Here is a 16,764-nt window from a genome sequence, read left to right as displayed (position 1 = left end):
TCATGGCGCTGCGGTTCTGAAGCTCCATGGTGAAGCCGGAGGATGAGCCGAGGCCGCGAATGGCGCCGGGGACCAGAGTGAATACCTGGGCATCCCGCAAGCCGCGCAGGGCGCCATTGGCGCGCTGCACGATGGCTTCCGCGCCGTTCTCGGTGCCGGGGCGCTGTTCCCAATCGACCAGGGTGATGAAGGCCTGGCCGCTGTTCTGGCCGGATGCGCCCATGCCGCCACCCGCGAGCGTGAACATGCTGGCGACGTTCCCCTTCTCGTAAGTCTCGAAGTATTTTTCCACCGCGCGCTGCACTTCTTCGGTGCGACTGCGGGGAGAGCCTGCGGGGAGGCGCCACTGCACCATGATCGTGCCCTGATCCTCGTTGGGGAGGAAGCCGGTGGGCAGGCGCTGGAACAGCAGCAGCGTGGCGACGCAGGCAATGAGGAAGAGCAGGAGCCAGCGCCACTTATGCTCGATGACCCGCTCCACGCGGTGCGCGTAGGCATTCGTCATCCGCTCGAAGCCGCGGTTGAAGCGGGTATGGAACCATTCCCATCCCCGCGCGAGCCAGGGCAGGCGGCGCTCGATCCAGGTGGGCGTTTCCTCGCCTTCCAGCGTCTTGGGCTTGAGCAGCGTGGCGGTAAGCGCAGGGCTGAGGATCAGCGCGACGAACACCGAAAGCACCATGGCGACCACGATCGTCAGCGAGAACTGGCGGTAGATCACGCCGGTCGATCCGCCGAAGAAGGCCATCGGCAGGAACACTGCCGAGAGTACGAGGGCAATGGCGACGAGCGCGGTCTGGATTTCCTCCATCGACTTGATGGTGGCCTCGCGCGGGGACATGCCCGGATTTTCCTCGAGCAATCGCTCGACGTTTTCGACGACGACGATGGCATCGTCGACCAGCAGGCCGATGGCCAGCACCAGTCCGAACAGGGTCAGCGTGTTGATCGAGAATCCGGCGACGTAGAACACCGCGAAAGTGCCCAGCAGCACGACCGGCACGGCAATCGCCGGGATCAGCGTGGCGCGCCAGCTTTGCAGGAACACGAACATGACGATGACGACCAGCACGATCGCCTCGAACAGCGCCTTTTCGACTTCCGCGACCGAGAGCTTGATGAACGAGGTGGTATCGTTGCCGTAGATGTAGCCAAGCCCGTCAGGCATGCCCTGGGCCAGCGTGCTCATCTCCGCCTTCACCAGTTCGGCGGTTGCCAGCGCGTCGGCGCCGGGGGAGAGCGAGATGGAGATGCCGGCGCCCGGGTGGCCGTTGATGCGGCTGACGGTGTTGTAGTTCTCGGCGCCGATCTCGACGCGGCCGACATCGCCGATCGTCACCGTCGAGCCATCGGCATTGGTCTTGAGGACGATGTCGCGGAACTGTTGCGCGGTCTGGAGGCGCGTGCCGGCGGTGACGATCGCGTCGATCGCCTGGTCCTTGGGCGCGGGCAGGCCGCCGATCTCGCCGGCGGCGACTTCGGTGTTCTGGGCGGTGATCGCCGAGGTCACGTCGCTGGGCATCAGCGCCACGGCGGCCAGCTTGGTGGGATCGAGCCAGACGCGCATGGCGTGAGGTGCGCCGAAGACGTTGACATCCCCCACGCCCTCGACGCGCGAGAGGGGATCCTGGATGTTCGACGTCAGGTAGTCGGACACGTCCTGGTTGGAGCGGCTGTCGGTCTCGTCGTAGACCGCGACCAGCAGGAGCTGGTCGGGATTGGACTTGGTGACGGTGACGCCCTGGCTCTGCACCGCCTGGGGAAGGCGGGAAAGTGCCGACTGGACCTTGTTCTGGACCTGGACCTGCGCGATGTCGGGATCCGTGCCCTTGGCGAAGATTACGCTGATCGTCGCTTGGCCGCGGTTCGAGGACTGCGAGTTGAAATAGAGTAGGCCGTCGATGCCGGTGAGCTGTTGCTCGATCACCTGGGTGACGCTGTTCTCGATCGTTTCGGCCGAGGCGCCGTTGTAGGTGGCGCGGATGTTGACCTGGGCCGGGGCGATGTCCGGGTATTGTTCGTTGGGCAGGAACGCCAGGGCGCCGAGGCCCGCCAGCATGACGATGATGGCGAGAACCCAGGCGAAGATCGGCCGGTCGATGAAGATGCGTGACATGGGCGGTTCAGCGACCCTTGGCGGCGGGGCGCGCGCCTTCGCCTTCGCCGGGCTTGCCGGTGGGCGGAGCCACTCTCTGCGCGGTGGAGGCGGCTACCGGCTTGATGTCGGCGCCCTGCTTGAGGCCGTTCAGCCCCTGGACGATGACCTTGTCGCCTCTCTGGAGACCGGCGGTGACGACGGCATTCACGCCCTGTGACCGCTCGGCGGAAACCTTGCGGCGTGCCGCCTTGTTGTCGGCGCCGACAACCATGACATAGGCCGAACCGTCGAAATCGCGCTGAACCGCGTTTTGCGGTACCAGGAAGGCATTGGGATCGGTGGCCTGGTCGAACACCGAGGAAACGAACATGCCCGGCAGCAGCAGGCCATCGGGATTGGGGAAGCGGGCGCGCAGAGTGACGGTGCCGGTGTCCTGGTCGACCGTGACTTCGGAAAACTGCACGGTCCCGGTCAGCGCATATTGCGAACCGTCGTCGAACTTGAGGCGAACCTCGGTGCTGCCCGGATTGACGCCGCCGGCTGCAAGCTTGCGGCGAAGCGCGGTGAGGTCGGCGGCGGACTGCTGCATGTCGACGAAGATCGGATCCATCCGCTGGATGACCGCGAGCGGATCGGTTTGCGTGGCGCTTGCCAGGGCGCCCACGGTGGACAGCGAGCGTCCGATCCGGCCGCTGATCGGGGCGGGCACGGTGGTGAAGCGCAAGTTGATCTTCGCGGTATCCAGCGTCGCCGCGTTCTGGGCGATCGATGCCTTGGCGGACCGCGCGGTGGCCAGCGCGTCGATATAGTCCTGCCGGGCCACGGCCTCCATGTCGGCCAGCGGCTTGTAGCGCTGGGCCTTGGCGGAAGCGGCTTCGGCAGTGGCACGGGCACTGGCGAGGTCGGCCGAGGCTTGGTTGACGGCGGCGCGATAGAGGCTGGGGTCGATCTGGTAGAGCGGCTGACCAGCTTGCACGATCGCGCCTTCGGTGAAGAGGCGCTTGACGATGACGCCGGTGACCTGCGGGCGCACCTGGCTGCTTTCGAACGCCACGGTGCGGCCGCTCAGGGTGACGGCCACGGGAACCGCTGCGGGTTCCACGACGACGAAGCCCACCTCGGGTGCGCCGCGCTTGTCGTCCTTCTTCTCACCCGTGGAGCAGCCCGCGAGCAGGCCCGCGCAGACCAGCGCGAGGCCGGCCTGGCGCAGAAGAGGGTAAGCCGTTGTCGCAGAAGACGTGATTTTCAAGTCGCACACCGTCAAAAAGTCCAGTCGGCGCTGCTATTCAGCCAATTGTTGCTGCCCGCAAGACGGCTTTTCGCAAGTGCGACAATTTGCGACCAAAAACGATGATTCTGATGCTTTTTGCTACTGACCTATACGTCAAACGTCCCTGAACAGGTGGGCCCCCAGACGGGGGCGTTTGCCTGCATCACTGGTAGCGGGCCAACATCTGTAAAGAGGCCGCATAATAGTCGCTGGTGAGTTGCGAGGGCTGTGCGCTGCCGAGCAATCTTCCCACTACCGCAGCGGCGCCTGCCGTTATGGCATAGTTCGCTTCCTCGCCGGTGACGACATCGATCCAGCCCGGGATGGGCTTGTTGGCCGCAAGGCAGGCGCGCCAGTAGGCAGCAATGTCGGGAACCAGCGACTGGCGCCCCGACACGGCCGCGTAGAGCGGCACGCGGATGGCATCGTAGCCGAAGCGGGGCGGCTTGTCCCTTGCCGGCGCCACCTGGTTGGCGCCATTGATGACGATCCAGTCCGAGGGCAGGCGATGGGTGCCGAAGCGTGCCAGGCGCGTAATCGCCTCGCTGTCGCTGATGATAGGACCCCAGACCTGCTGGCCGTCGAGCCTGACGAAGGCGTCCAGTGCCGGCCAGGCGAAGTAGGACGGGTTGAGCGTCACCTCGTCGCCGTTCACGAAGCCCTGGATGCCGGGAAGCAGCAGGCGGCGGCCATGGCGTTCGATCACGCAATGGCTGCGGATGGCCGAGCGGATCTGCGCGGCCCTGGCGGTATAATCTCCCCGGTTCCAGCGCTGTCCGGCCATGCCAAGCGCCCAGGCGATGACGAGATCGCCGTCGGTGGCGTTGTTCTGGTCGGCCACCGGGTTCGGCGATGACGGATCGTACCGCCAGACGTGGAGCGCCATGTCGGCCCGCGAGAGGTGCGTCTGCGTCCATGCGGCGATTTTGGCAAAGGCGTCGGCATCCCCCGCCTGATAAGCGAAAAGCAGCCCGTAGCTCTGGCCTTCGCTGTGGCTGACACCGTTGTTGCCGGTATCGACGATGCGGCCGTCCGGTTTGACGTAGGTATCGCGCCAGACCCGCCAGAAAGGGTCGCGAACCGGCGATCGGCTTTGAGCGTCGGTGTTGCATGCAGCCGTCATCGCCAGCATCAGCCCCAGGGTGAAGTTGCGCCGGTTGATGCCGGTGTCGAGAAGAAGGTTCATGCCGATGTTCTTTCGTTGATCGACCGAAGGACTCAGCGGCCGTGGCGCAGCTCGACCACGTCGCCTTGCCAGCGCGCGGTCGTATGCAGCGCGGGGCCGCTGCCGAGTACGCGGAACCAGGCGTCATAGGCGCCCTGGAGCAGGCCCAGCATCATCGTCTGCCAGTTGCCCTGTTGATCGGTGGCAAGTGCCTTGGGCAAGTTGCGATGGTGGACCACGATGGCGTCGTCACCGACCGCCAGCTCGATCTCGCCCCAGCCAAGATCCTGCCAGAAACCGTTGATCCGCGCGGCCAGCACGGCCGCGTCGCTGACGCCTTCCAGAGGCTCCAGCGTCGCCATGCGGCGGCCGATCGCCGAAAAGAAGCCTTGCGCCTGTGCCGGCGGGGCGCCTTCGCAGACTTCGGCCGCGGCCATCATCGCCAGAAGCGCGAGGCCTCCGGCGCCACTCTGCTCGCCTTCCGAGCGCGGCGAGGGAAATGCGTGCAGTTTCATCGGCCTGTGCTCCCGAAATTCTGTCTCACGCCCAGTAAGCTCCGGAACTCGTCATAAGATCCGAAGGTATTGTAACCCGCCTCACCGCCGATGCGGGTGGTGGGGCTGAGCTTGTAGTAGATCGACAGGTTGCTGGACACGGCAAACCCGGTCTTGCTGATGCTGTCGTAATAGGAACGCACATCGTTGTTCGCGATCTTGAGCAGGTCGAGCGCGGTCTGCAACTCGGGGTTGATCGGATAGAGATTGGTCCGATCCTGCTTGTAGCTCTGGAAACCGGGCGTGAACGAAGCGCTGATGTCGAACAGTTCGTCTTCCATCGTGTAGTTCACGGGGAAGCCGACGCTGATGAAGTTCTGAGGGCTGAAATAGCCGCCATTGCCCCAGGTGAAGTAGTTCTGGCTCTTGTCGTAGCCCTGGTAGTTGACGTTGAGGCCCACCGTCAGGTTCGAATGTGCGCCGTGATAGGCACGCAAATAGCCGCCCACGTTGGCTTCGAACCCGCTGTTTCGGGCAACGTTGGTGCCGCGGAAACGATAGTAGCGGCCTTCGGCATAGATTCCGCTGCCGTCCTCGTCATAGGACAGGCCGGCACCGCCCGCCGTGCGCATTACCTGGCCCCAGCGCATGCCGGTAACGGGGTCGCGGGCACCGGCGTAGGAGACCACGCTGTCGGTTACGGGCTGGCGCTCGGCGAAGGCCTTGGCGCGCACCGTGTCGGACAGCTTGGGGCTGGCTTCGGCGCGGAACGTGGCCTTGGTCTTGCCCATGCCCACCGGCGTGGTGCCGCCTTCCAGCTTGACGGTGTCGCTCTCGTACCCCGCCGAGAAGGCGACGCCGGACGCGTTCTGGGTTTCCGCCGAAGGGAACACCGAGGGTTGCTCGAGGACGATGGAGGCCGCCTCGATCAGGCCGTTGAGGCCGAACCGGGCCTGGCCCGACTGGTTGGCGCGGCCGGCATCGATCACCGAGGCTTCCGCCTTGGCGTAGACGCGGCCGCCGGGCGCGTCCGTGGAGAACCGGGCCGAGCCCTTGATCTCGTCCAACTGGCTGAGCCCCGCCTCGCCCGAGCGACGGCGATAGCCGGTGACGATGTCGGCGCGAGGGCCGCTGTCATGGGCGAGATCGGCGATCTGTGACTGGATCTGGGCCATGACGGGGTCGGCGGAATAAGTGCTCGCGGAACCGGCGTCCATGCCGGTATCGGCCAAGCCGCCCCCGTAGCTGCTCCCCCCGTAGTTGGCGCCGCCATAGGCATTGCCCGCGCCGCCGTAAGGAGCCGTTGCCATGGTGGGAGCGGCATAGCCACCCGATCCGCCGTTGTTGGAAGGCGCTGCGAACGAAGTGGCCCCAGTCGCCTGAAGGCGAGTGCCGCTGCCCAGCGCAAATGGATTGACCTGCTGCGGGGTCGCCACGGGGCGGTCGCGGAAGGGGTTGGAGCCGCCGGCCGGGGTCATCGCTGCGAAGGGGTTGCCGCCCGTCAGTCCATCGATCGAGGTGCCGCCCTGGCCGCGTGCGTAGAGGTTTTGCGCGTCCTTGAGCAGGTTCATCGCCGCGCGGTCGTTGCCGCGGGCGCGCTCGACGTTGGCAAGCGAAAGGCGCACCTGGTAGTCTTGCGGGAAGGCGCGGAGCACGTCGGTCTGGGCGCGGCGCGAGAGATCGTTGTCTCCGGCCGCCTGCGCCGTCTCCGCGAGGCCGAGCAGGGCATCCTTGTCTCCCGGCTTGCGGGCGAGCACCAGCTGCCAAGTCTGCGCCGCGCGGGCGGGCATCCGGCCGCTCTGGTACAGGCGGGCAAGTCCGGCAAGGATATCCATGTTCTGCGGAGAAGCGCTCCAGGCGCTCTGGAGAACATCGAAGGATTCGGCGAAGCGACCTTCCTGGCGGGCACGGTCGGCCTGGCTGACCTGAAGCGCGGCGTTCATCCTTGCGTAGGCCTGCTGGCCCTCGGCCGAGGTACCGGCCATGGCGCCGGCGCGTTGAAGCGCCTGTTGCGCCAGATCGTCGCGGCCGACGCGCGCGAGTACGCCGATGAGCCCTTCGTAGTCGGCAACGCCGGAAACCTGGCCCTGCATGGCGTTTTCAGCCACCGAGGCGGCGCCCTGCGCGTCACCGAGCTCATAGAGAGCGTTGGCGATGGCGGCCTGCTTGCCGACCGGAATGGCCGACATGGCGCCAAGCTGACGCAGCGAGGCAAGGGCCTGGGCCTGCTGGCCGCTGGCGGCCATCGCCTTGGCACGGGCGATCGCCCCGTCGGTTTTCACACCGATGGCGAAGCTGCGCATGGGGGCGGTGCGCTGCGCCTCCGGGATCATGTCGATCAGGCGCGCGGCCTCCGATGCACGGCCCAGATCGTTGTTGAGCAGCGCGGCGGCGTAGATCGCGTCGGGCTGGCCCATCGAGGCCAGCGAACGGATCAGCGATTCCGCTTCGGGCACACGGCCGCGGCGTATCTGGAACTCCGCGAATTCGTAGCGAATCCAGGGATCGGTCGGATCGAGCACCAAGCCGTTCTGGAATTCGCGCATGGCGCCCATGTCGTCGCCATTGGCGGCAGCGGCAAGCGCGCGGCCCCGCGCGGCGCGCATCTGGAGGCGCTTGTCGTCAGAGCCGCCACCGCCGCCCTGACCCGCTTGGCCGGCCTGGCGATAAAGGTCGGCGGCGTCGGCGTAGCGGCCCTGCTTCTCGTAGATGTCGGCCAGCAGTTCAAGCGCCGGTGCCGGCTCGTTGTAGCCGGAACGGACCAGCCCTTCGGCCACGGACTGCGCGTCGGCCAGGCGGCCCTGCGCCACGAATTTGCGGGCATCGTCCAGACCCGCGAAGAAGCGGGCCGAAGCGAGGCCCTCCGCCCACTGGCTGGCCCTGCCGTAGCGCGAAGCCTGTTCGAGGTAATTGGCCGCCTCGGCGAACCGGCTTTCGCGCAGGCGCACCAGGCCCATGCCGCCCAGCGCGTCGGGATCGCGGGAATTGACGGAAAGGGCACGCTGGAACTGGCTGGAGGCGGAAGCGAGATTGCCGTCCTCGAGCGCGTCGAAACCGGCGACGCGCGCCTGACCGGCGCGATTGGCCGAAGTGGTGGGTGCCGGCGCAGTCCGGGTTGCCGCTGCCACTCGCGTGGGCTGAGGGCTGGGTTGGGCATTGGTCTGGGCCGCCGGGGCGCGTGCGGGCGCAGGCTTCGCGGCAGCCTGCCTGGGCGCTGGTTGGGGCTTGGGAGCGGGCTGGGGTTTTGGTGCGGCTTGCGGCTTGGGGGCCGCAGGACGCGAATTGAGCGCCTGATTGACCGAAGCATTGCCGGGATCGAGCGCCTTCGCGCGACGGAGCGCCTGCTGCGCCAGGTCTTCACGGCCCTTCGAACGCCAATACTTCGCCTGCTGCAGCAGCGCGTCCACGCCAGCGGACTGGGCATGGGGCATGCCGGTGGTCGCGGTGGAGAGCAGCAGGGCCAGGCCGACGAGGCGCAGGCGGGTCATCGCGGAACTCATGCGTTATCGTCCTGGTGTCCGAGGCGGCGCTGCGCCTGGCGACGGAAGTAGAGGTAGGTGGGCCCGGCAAGGATCGCCGCGAGGAACAGTGAAAACAGCCCCATCAGCATCGGACGCTGGCTGAACCAGTAAGCGAGCTTCATCCAGACCGGCAGCGAGCCGACCCAATAGCGCGAACCGATGGCGAAGCTGGCCATGCCGTCGCCCTTGGTGACCGCGAGGTCGCCCTGGATCGCGGCGTTGATCTTCACGTCGGCCATGCCGTCCACCAGCGCGGGCAGGGCGGCGGCATTGTCCGCGAGCAGGGCCACCACGGTACGGTCCGACGAATAAGGCGATCGGAAGCTGACGATGCCCGAGAAGCCGCGCGCGTTGTAGACGAGCGGCGCTGCGGCCTCGGGATCGTTCTGCGCGGTGCCGCCGAAGAACGAGGTGGCGTACTGGAGCGGCGATCGCTGGGTGACTTCGAGGTGGCCGCCCACGTAGCGGACGGGCGCCTTTTCGAACAGCGCGCCGGCTCCGGCAAGTTCCACACCGCCGACGACCAGCACGTCCTGTTCCTGAAGATCGGCAGCGCCGACCGAGGAGCTGACGGTGATGCCGGTGACCGGGACGCCGGTGGAGTCCCCGAAGCGGCCCATCAGAGCCAGGAACGCCTCGACCGAAGCCGGCGCGGGATTCGCGGCCATCACTACGGTCGTCTCGGCAAGATCGGGCGACGTCGTGAACGGGAAGCCCGCGCCGGCGAATGTCGCGAGATCGGGCATCAGCAGTGCGTGATAGGCCGAAGTCAGGTCGATCGTGCTGGTGGGATCGATCGAAGTGCGCACGTTTTCGGGCAGGGTGCCGGTGCACTTCTTCTTGTCGGCGATGACCAGGTTGTAGTCGAGCGCCAGTTCGTTCTGGCCGAACAGGTTGTAGCGCGGCAGCACGACCGTGGCCGAGCTGTCCTGGCTCTTGGCGCCGCGCGCGCCGAACAGGTTGCTCCACCAGGTGGAGCTGAGCGGCAGGGTCTTGAGATACTGGCCGTTGAGCGAGACATCGAGGCGCGAGGCGCGCTGGTCGAGCCAGTCGGCCACCGGATACCGGTAGGTCAGGTTCAGGCGGCCGCCTTCGCGGGGCCAGAAGAACAGGTCGGGCGCGACGCGGAAGCTGGCGGTGAGCGGGCCGGGGCGGAAGCCCATGCCCTGGAGCGCATAGGCAGGCATGATCTTGCCCAGCTGCACCGGCTTGTCGGTGGAGATCCAGCGCAAGGCGCCGTAGCGTGGCCAGGCGGGAATGCGCACGCCGTCGAAGGACATGCGCTGCCCGCCGAACACGCCGCGTCCAAGGGCGACGGCACCGGCGGCCACGCGCAAGTCGGCATCGTTCCGGCCCATCAGGACGAGCAGCGTGCCGGTGGGATCGACCGGATTGCGCACGGCGGCCGCGCTGGGGCCGTTGGCGGGCGCAATGTCCAGGCCGGGGATCGACTGGCCGGCCTTGAGGAAGACCACCGCATTGCCCCTCGGCAGCGAACCGTAGAAAGGCTTGAACGAAAAACCGCGATAGGACGCCAGCGATCCCAGCCACGAAGCCGTTGCGGCCGCTGCTTCCAATTCACCCTTGTGGGGCTGTCCGGCGAAGACGAAGGGCATGCGCAGGGGCACGTTCTGGCCCTTGTCGAAGAACGGCAAAGGCAGGCGCGAAAGGTCGGGCTGGAAGGTGAGCGCCTGGTACTCGACGTCGAGGAACGAGCGGGTGTTGCTGATGTTCGCCCAGAGCGAGCTGTGGAACGGATCCTCGCAGTCGCGGGCGTAGTGACCCAGGAAGCGGATGTTGATCTGGTTGTCGCCCGGCAGGAGCAGGGCGGCGTTGACGGGGATCCGCAACGCTTGTCCGCCCGCCTCGGCGCGGGTGAGCGGGACGGCCTGCACGACTTCGCCGTTGACGATGACCACCAGCTGGCTGAGGTCGTCCAGCATCTGGGCGGACCAGGAAAGCTGGAGCGTCAGCACGGCGGAAGTGACGACGCGGTCCTGGCGCATGCCGAAGGGTATGCCGATCTCGCCCTGGGTACCCTGGAGGCGGATCGGGCGAGCGACGCGCATGTCCTTGAATGTGAGGCGTTCGCCCAGGCCGTTGCGCGGCGAGGCAATTGCAGCGTTCATCGCACCGTTGGGGGCGCTTTCGGCCCCGTTCTGACCGGCAGCCGGTGCGGCCCTGGCAGGGGCTGGCGCGGCGTGGACTTCCCGGCTGCCGAACACGATGGTGGCAACGCCCAGCGCGAGGGCCGCAGCGAGACCGGCCGCTTTGGCCAGCGGCAGCAGCGATCGCTTGGCCTTCGCTTCCTTCTTGTCTGTCGGTACGGGTAGATCGAGAGTGCGGGGCGCCATTGCAGCAAGGGCGCGGCGTTCTGAGAAATTGAGACGCAGCATGCGCTTGATCGTCACCATATCGACAAGAATGATATCGGCCAGCGAGCGAAGCCCACTGACTTGCGGATTGGGCCCGGTGGGTTGCCAGGCATCGGCGCGCCCCATGACGGCGCGCACCAGATGGCGGTTCGCCAGCATGTCCAACTGTTCGAAGCGGACGTAGGCATTGCTGGCGCGGGTGCGCATCGTCTTGACCGGAATCGACAGCACTTCGTCGCCCATGGCCATGGTGATGTGGGTCACCTCCACGTCGCGCAAAGGCAGCTCGGGCGGCAGGGAAAGCGCGGCGCCGCCCATCGAGATATCGATCGTGGTGGCGCTGACGACGTGCCCGGAGGACAGATAGGCGGTGACCGGCAGAGACACCGGGATGCGGATGTCCTGACGGGCCTGGCGGGTTTCACGCGCCACCGAGACGGCGGCGAGCAGGATGATCAGGCTGAAGCTTGCCCAGGCGCAGTTCAGCACCAGCGTATCGGTCTGGATGTTGAACATGTAGGGGAAGAACGCCCATTTCACGAAAGCCAGCGACATGCCGCCGACCAGCAGAGCGATGCAGATCAGGTGCGGCTTGACGACGTCCCAATCGAAATAGGTCTTGTCCAGCAGCGAGCCCTTGTCCGTCACGTTGAACTTGCCCTTGCGGGGCTGGAACCAGGTCATGACCGTGGGCTTCACGAGGTGGAAGGCCAGGATCGTCTCGTAGACTTCGCCCCAGAACGGGCGGCGATCGCCCGCCTGGGTGCGTTCGTTGGCGACCGAGGAGCAGAACAGGTGCGGCAGGGCATAGGCGAAGATCAGCGAGGCCGAGGCCTGGATGATGTTCTGGCCGAAGATCAGGTAGGCGAGCGGGCTGGTCAGGAAGGCGATGCGCGGCAGCGGGTACTGGAAGTGCAGCATCGCGTTGAGGTAGCAAAGCCGCTGCTGCCAGGTGAGGCCCTTGCCGAACAGCGGGCAGTCGATACGCAGGATCTGCGTCATGCCGCGCGCCCAGCGGATGCGCTGGCCGACGTGGAGCACCAGGCGCTCGGTGGCGAGACCGGCGGAAAGGCGCGCGCTGATATAGGCGGTGTTCCAGCCCGTGCGCTGAAGCTTGAGCGCGGTGTGCGCGTCCTCGGTCACCGTCTCGCCCGCGAAGCCGTTGGTCTCCATCAGCGCCTCGCGGCGGATGATGGCGCAGGAACCGCAGAAGAAGGTGGCGTTCCAGAGGTCGTTGCCGCCTTGGACGGGGCCGTAGAACAAGTCGCCTTCACCGGGCATCTCGCCCATGGTGGACGCGAGATTGCGCTGCACCGGATCGGGCGAATACATGTGGTGCGGGGTCTGGAGCAGGGCCAGGCGCGGGTCGGTCTGGAACCAGCCCACGGTCAGCTGGAGGAAGGCGCGGGTGGGAACGTGGTCGCAGTCGAAGATGGCGATCAGCTCGCCGTCGGTCTTCTTCATCGCCGCGTTGAGATTGCCCGCCTTGGCGTGGAGGTTGTTGTCGCGCGTCAGATAGCCGCAGCCGGCTTCCTTGGCGAAAGCGCGGAATTCGGGACGCTTGCCGTCATCGAGGATGAAGATGCGGTAGCGGTCTACCGGATAGTCGAGGTCCATCGCCGCGAACACGGTGTTGCGGACGATTTCGAGGCTCTCGTTATAGGTCGGGATGTAGATGTCGACCGTCGGCCAGGTTTCCGGATCGCCCTTGGGCTCGATCACCGGGCGGTCGAGTGGCCAGCTGGTCTGGATGAACCCCAGGATAAGGATCAGCCATGCGTAAAGCTCGGCCAGGTAGAGCCCGGTCCCGAACACGAATTCGGGAAGGGTACCGAATGCCAGCGTCTGGGTCGTGCGCCAGAACATGTAGCGCGTGGACATCAGCACGGCCAGCAGGCCGAGCGCCAGCGAGCCCTTGCGGCCGGGCCAGCGCTTCATGACCAGCGTGCCGAGGATCGTTACGCCCGCGAACATCCACTGCGCATTGATGTCGAGTGGAACCCCGATCACCATGGCCGCGATCAGCGCGATCGGGACGATTGCCAGCAGTCTGACGGCGCGATGCGCAACGAACTTTCGGATCATGCGGCGAGGCTCACCGGCGCGATCCAGGAGTGGGATGTGGAGTCCAGCGTGGGCCTTATCGACTCGGCAATCTGCTGCACGTCCGAAAGGGCGACGCTGGCCGGGGCGTAGCGGGCGAGCGTCTGGAGCGTGGCGATGGCTTCGGGAACGGCTTCGTCCATGCGGATACGGCCTATCAGGCGCTGCCCGGCCAGTTCGCGAATGAAGGCGGCGCCGTGACGGCCGAGACGGCGCGTCTCGTCCAGCGCGTTGATCACGAAGGCCGTGCGCGACAGGCCTTCGGGACCGGCATCGCCGAACACCTGGGGAAGCAGCGCCAAGATATCGGGCTGGGCGTTGATCGTGCAGACGTGGGCGCAGGCATGCTCGATCAGGCGGCGCGCCAGGCGCGTGTCGCCCGAGGGCACATCGATCACCAGAACCCGTTCCTTGCCTGGCTCGAAATAGCCCAGGTCACCCAGCATCGGCACGAAATCGAGATCTTCCGATGCGCGGCGCCAGCTGCGCAAGTTGATACCGCCGACCAGGACCGCCTCGTCTGCAGGCGCGGTGAGTGCGGGCAGCGAGGTTGCAGGCGAAAGGCCGAAGTGCAGCGGAAGCGTATCGCGCGCGGCGACGCTGACGACGGTCACGTCCGAACCCTGCGCCGAAAGGCCCATGGCCAGATGAGCGGCAACGAAAGTGTTCCCGGTTCCCCCCTTGGGACCGTGGCAGACGATCATCGGCATCAGATTTCCCCCCGGGCGCCAAGGTCCGACAAATGACGCAGCATCGCTCGTACATCGCGAACGGGTTCTTCAACAACTGGTTTTGCAATCGCCGTTGAAACGGATTGTTGCTCGTACCGGCTAAACAGGTTCTTGAGAGGCTCTGCGGAAAGTTCCTGAGCGGAACTTTCGATCTCCGCAGGCACGCTTTCGATCGCGGTCTGGTCGAGCGTCTGGAGGCGAGGGTCGCGCAGAAGAGCCTCCAGGATGGGCCAAAGTTCAAGATCGGAAAACCGGTCCTCGAATTCCTTATAGGCGAATTCATTGCGACCCAGACGGTCCAGCAGATTCCTCGCATCAATGCGCATGACGATCCCCCGTTGTTGCCTGGAGAGGACTGACAACTAATGGTTAACATCGTATTTATACGTGAAATTCCGGTCCGAAAATCCCTGACTTAGCAGTTTTTTTCTCGAATCGAGGGCATTCCCGCCATCCACCCCGACCATCTGTTCACTCTGGAACGCATGCAGCGTTCGCCCCTCACTTATGTTGGAAGCTAACGATTGCAGATTTTCGGAAGGTTAAAGCCGGCAAAGAAAAAGGCACCACCCTCCGAGGAGAGTGGTGCCCGGGGACGGAATCGAACCGCCGACACCATGATTTTCAGTCATGTGCTCTACCAACTGAGCTACCCGGGCAAAACCAAGCTTTTCAGCGAATTTTCCGACTGCCGAAGCGGCCGTTCGCTGCTGGTGGCGGGCCTATGGAGAACCTTGGCGGGCTTGGCAACCCTAAAATGACGATCCTGTTTCAATCGTCCTGTGGATAAATTTCCGAGTCAGGATTTTGTGCGGCGGGTGCGCCGGGCAGGGCATAGCCATCGCCCAGCCATTGCAGCAGGTCGCGGTCGCGGCAGCGCTTGGAGCAGAAGGGGGCATGTTCGGCCACGCGTGGCTTGCCGCAGATCGGGCACTTCGCATTGGCCCTGACAGTCTTGTTCTCGGTCATAACGTGATCGCCTGCGCGAATCCGCCCCGCAGTGCAAGAGCGGCATCCTCCCGCCAAGCGATAGTCCGTCCGGTGCGGCGGGCGAGTTCGTCTTCCCATGCGGCCGTGACCCGCGCACGCACGCGAGGGTGAGCGGTCAGGAGCAGGGTGCCGGGTTCCTGGATGCGTTCGGCCTGCCGCAGCAGCAGTCGCGCGCAGGCCGTTGCCGGTTCGTGGCGCAGACGGTGCAGCAGGGAAGGGCGCTCCAGCCGCGCGACGAGGTGGACGAAGCCGAAGCCGTTCATCGCGGTGTGCTGGTGGGGCCAGTGGTCGAGCGCGGCGGCGAGTGCATCGTCCACGGCGCGGCGGTCTTCCTTGCGCTCCAGCGAGGGGAAGTCGATGCCGATCGATCCGCCGAGGTCGAAGAGGCCTACCGCACGCGCGATCGCGGGAACGGCTGCAAGGGCCAGTGCGCGCGGGGGGAGGGTGCCGTCGATGTCGATCAGCGTCATCGCGGGCGTGGGGATCACCAGCAGTTCGCCGCCGTCGAAAGCCAGTTCTCCGTCCAGCGCTTCTGCGAAGACTTCGGGCCAGGGGTCTTCGGGAAAGGCTCTGACCCGGCGCGCGGGTATTCCGGTATCGCGCAGGGTTTCGAGCAGCGTGGGCGCCGGGCGCGGCGATTGCGTGGTCGATCTTGCCTGGGCGCGCTTGAGGCGGCCGGTCTCCGCCATGGCGGCGCGTGTGATCTGGGCGCGGAGCAGGGCGCCTTCGGCGGCGTCGGGCGGGAGGCCGTCTACAAGGGCTTCCTCACCGGAAGGAAAGCGCAAGGTGCCCCGCCGCGCGCCTTTCGCGCGTGAGATCAGCACGGCCTCGGTCACTTCACCGGCAGCGAGGCGGCCGTCCCATTGCAGCCTGGCGGCGACGACTTCGCCGTTCTCGACCAGGATCGCGCGGCTTTCGCCGATCCCGTCCTCGATCAGCCATTCAGCCATGGGCGCCCTCAGGCGACTGCAAAGCCGGCTGCCTTCAGCAGCGCCCGCGTTTCGAAGAGAGGGAGGCCGACGACGCCGGAATGACTTCCCGAGATCGTGGCGATAAGGCCTTCGGCGCTGCCCTGGATGGCATAGCCACCGGCTTTTCCGTCCCATTCGCCGCCATCGATATAGGCATCGATCTCCTGATGAGAGAGTGGCTTGAAGCGCACGATCGTCTCGGAAAGCCGCTCTCGCAAGGTTCCGTCGGGGGATCGCAGGGCAATGGCGGAAAGCACGCGGTGGCGGCGACCGGAAAGCAGGGTCAGGCAGGCCCGCGCCGTCGCTTCGTCTTCTGCTTTGGGAAGGATGCGGCGGCCACAGGCCACGACGGTATCGCCGGCCAGGACGTGTGCGCCGTCGGCGAGGATGGCCAGCGCCTTTTCACGCGCCATGCGCCGGGCATATTCGCGGGGTATCTCCCGGTCGTGCGGCGTCTCGTCGATGTCGGCGGCCATGACGGCATCGGGAACGATGCCCAGCCTGCCGATCAGTTCGCGGCGGCGCGGACTGGCCGAGGCGAGGACCAGCCGCAAATCGGGCCGGGGCGCGGGAACGTCTCCGCCAGGAGACGTGATATCAGTAAGAACCGGGGCCACCGCGACCAGGCATGAAGCGGTAGGTGATGCGGCCTTTGGTAAGGTCGTAAGGGGTCAGTTCGACGAGGACTTCGTCGCCTACCAGCACGCGGATGCGGTTCTTGCGCATCTTGCCCGCGGTGTGACCGAGGATCTCGTGGCCGTTTTCCAGCTCTACGCGGAACATCGCGTTAGGCAGGAGTTCTACGACCCTGCCACGCATTTCAAGGAGTTCTTCTTTCGCCATCGGCGATCAATACCCGTAATCTTGCTGATGATTGCGGCGCGCCATAGCCACGACTCACCGAAAATGGAAGCCTTGGCTGACGAGCGCCCGGCCGGGATTTCCAGATAACGCATTTTCATGAGCGTTTGAAATTCGCGAAACGCGAATTTGAGCGGCACCGGCCCGCGCCCCCACCCTACCACCCAACGGTAGTATCCTGCGGGTGG

The 16,764-nt window shown here is 65.9% G+C and carries 13 protein-coding genes and 1 tRNA gene; all 14 read right to left on the bottom strand.

The genetic code is table 11. The features are described 5' to 3' along the window. A partial coding sequence (locus tag RT424_RS21615) for an efflux RND transporter permease subunit (protein WP_313442438.1) occupies positions 1 to 2,113 on the bottom strand: 2,113 nt, incomplete at its 3' end. A 7-nt stretch (positions 2,114 to 2,120) separates the two neighbouring features. Then, positions 2,121 to 3,344: an efflux RND transporter periplasmic adaptor subunit gene (locus RT424_RS21610; RefSeq protein ID WP_409521566.1), complete on the bottom strand. Its 1,224-nt coding sequence runs from the start codon at positions 3,342 to 3,344 to the stop codon at positions 2,121 to 2,123. A 184-nt stretch (positions 3,345 to 3,528) separates the two neighbouring features. Continuing rightward, a complete protein-coding gene (locus RT424_RS21605; RefSeq protein ID WP_313442436.1) occupies positions 3,529 to 4,551 on the bottom strand; it encodes a glycosyl hydrolase family 8 in 1,023 nt (340 codons plus the stop codon). Between the two features lie 32 nt (positions 4,552 to 4,583). After that, positions 4,584 to 5,045, bottom strand: coding sequence for a cellulose biosynthesis protein BcsD (bcsD, locus tag RT424_RS21600; protein WP_313442434.1), 462 nt, complete (start codon positions 5,043 to 5,045; stop codon positions 4,584 to 4,586). Further along, positions 5,042 to 8,524 carry a cellulose synthase subunit BcsC-related outer membrane protein gene (locus RT424_RS21595; RefSeq protein ID WP_313442432.1) on the bottom strand — a complete coding sequence of 1,161 codons (3,483 nt, stop codon included), beginning with the start codon at positions 8,522 to 8,524 and terminating at the stop codon, positions 5,042 to 5,044. Before RT424_RS21595 ends, bcsD begins: the two co-directional genes overlap by 4 nt. After that, positions 8,521 to 13,005 carry a UDP-forming cellulose synthase catalytic subunit gene (gene bcsA / locus RT424_RS21590; RefSeq protein WP_313442430.1) on the bottom strand — a complete coding sequence of 1,495 codons (4,485 nt, stop codon included), beginning with the start codon at positions 13,003 to 13,005 and terminating at the stop codon, positions 8,521 to 8,523. The genes RT424_RS21595 and bcsA overlap by 4 nt, the downstream gene beginning before the upstream one ends. After that, on the bottom strand, positions 13,002 to 13,733 hold the full coding sequence (locus RT424_RS21585) for a cellulose synthase operon protein YhjQ/BcsQ (protein WP_313442428.1): 732 nt from the start codon (positions 13,731 to 13,733) through the stop codon (positions 13,002 to 13,004). Before RT424_RS21585 ends, bcsA begins: the two co-directional genes overlap by 4 nt. Next, positions 13,733 to 14,080 carry a hypothetical protein gene (locus RT424_RS21580; protein ID WP_313442426.1) on the bottom strand — a complete coding sequence of 116 codons (348 nt, stop codon included), beginning with the start codon at positions 14,078 to 14,080 and terminating at the stop codon, positions 13,733 to 13,735. The genes RT424_RS21585 and RT424_RS21580 overlap by 1 nt, the downstream gene beginning before the upstream one ends. A gap of 257 nt (positions 14,081 to 14,337) precedes the next feature. Beyond that, positions 14,338 to 14,413 (bottom strand) — tRNA-Phe (locus RT424_RS21575). A 112-nt stretch (positions 14,414 to 14,525) separates the two neighbouring features. Then, a complete protein-coding gene (gene yacG, locus RT424_RS21570; RefSeq protein WP_313442424.1) occupies positions 14,526 to 14,723 on the bottom strand; it encodes a DNA gyrase inhibitor YacG in 198 nt (65 codons plus the stop codon). Next, positions 14,720 to 15,694: a ribonuclease E/G gene (locus RT424_RS21565; RefSeq protein ID WP_313442422.1), complete on the bottom strand. Its 975-nt coding sequence runs from the start codon at positions 15,692 to 15,694 to the stop codon at positions 14,720 to 14,722. Before RT424_RS21565 ends, yacG begins: the two co-directional genes overlap by 4 nt. A gap of 8 nt (positions 15,695 to 15,702) precedes the next feature. Further along, positions 15,703 to 16,269, bottom strand: a complete 567-nt coding sequence (locus RT424_RS21560) for a Maf family protein (protein WP_409521567.1) — start codon at positions 16,267 to 16,269, stop codon at positions 15,703 to 15,705. 43 nt (positions 16,270 to 16,312) lie between these two features. Next, the gene (gene infA / locus RT424_RS21555) at positions 16,313 to 16,558 is read right to left on the bottom strand and encodes a translation initiation factor IF-1 (protein ID WP_313442420.1); all 246 of its coding nucleotides are present in this window, start codon (positions 16,556 to 16,558) and stop codon (positions 16,313 to 16,315) included. After that, the coding region (locus tag RT424_RS21550; RefSeq protein ID WP_313442444.1) for a hypothetical protein at positions 16,516 to 16,764 on the bottom strand (249 nt) is incomplete at its 5' end. The genes RT424_RS21550 and infA, both read right to left, overlap by 43 nt.

It is taken from the genome of Novosphingobium sp., from assembly GCF_032093395.1.
GTDB lineage: Bacteria > Pseudomonadota > Alphaproteobacteria > Sphingomonadales > Sphingomonadaceae > Novosphingobium.
Note: the sequence above shows the minus strand (reverse complement) of the source record. Positions and strands in the feature narration are given on the sequence as shown.

Excerpts from the sequence above, each read along its gene's own strand:
- RT424_RS21605 (WP_313442436.1), bottom strand. The coding sequence starts at position 4,551 with ATGAACCTTCTTCTCGACACCGGCATCAACCGGCGCAACTTCACCCTG.
- bcsD (WP_313442434.1), bottom strand. The coding sequence starts at position 5,045 with ATGAAACTGCACGCATTTCCCTCGCCGCGCTCGGAAGGCGAGCAGAGT.
- RT424_RS21595 (WP_313442432.1), bottom strand. The coding sequence starts at position 8,524 with ATGAGTTCCGCGATGACCCGCCTGCGCCTCGTCGGCCTGGCCCTGCTG.
- bcsA (WP_313442430.1), bottom strand. The coding sequence starts at position 13,005 with ATGATCCGAAAGTTCGTTGCGCATCGCGCCGTCAGACTGCTGGCAATC.
- RT424_RS21585 (WP_313442428.1), bottom strand. The coding sequence starts at position 13,733 with ATGCCGATGATCGTCTGCCACGGTCCCAAGGGGGGAACCGGGAACACT.
- RT424_RS21580 (WP_313442426.1), bottom strand. The coding sequence starts at position 14,080 with ATGCGCATTGATGCGAGGAATCTGCTGGACCGTCTGGGTCGCAATGAA.
- yacG (WP_313442424.1), bottom strand. The coding sequence starts at position 14,723 with ATGACCGAGAACAAGACTGTCAGGGCCAATGCGAAGTGCCCGATCTGC.
- RT424_RS21565 (WP_313442422.1), bottom strand. The coding sequence starts at position 15,694 with ATGGCTGAATGGCTGATCGAGGACGGGATCGGCGAAAGCCGCGCGATC.
- infA (WP_313442420.1), bottom strand. The coding sequence starts at position 16,558 with ATGGCGAAAGAAGAACTCCTTGAAATGCGTGGCAGGGTCGTAGAACTC.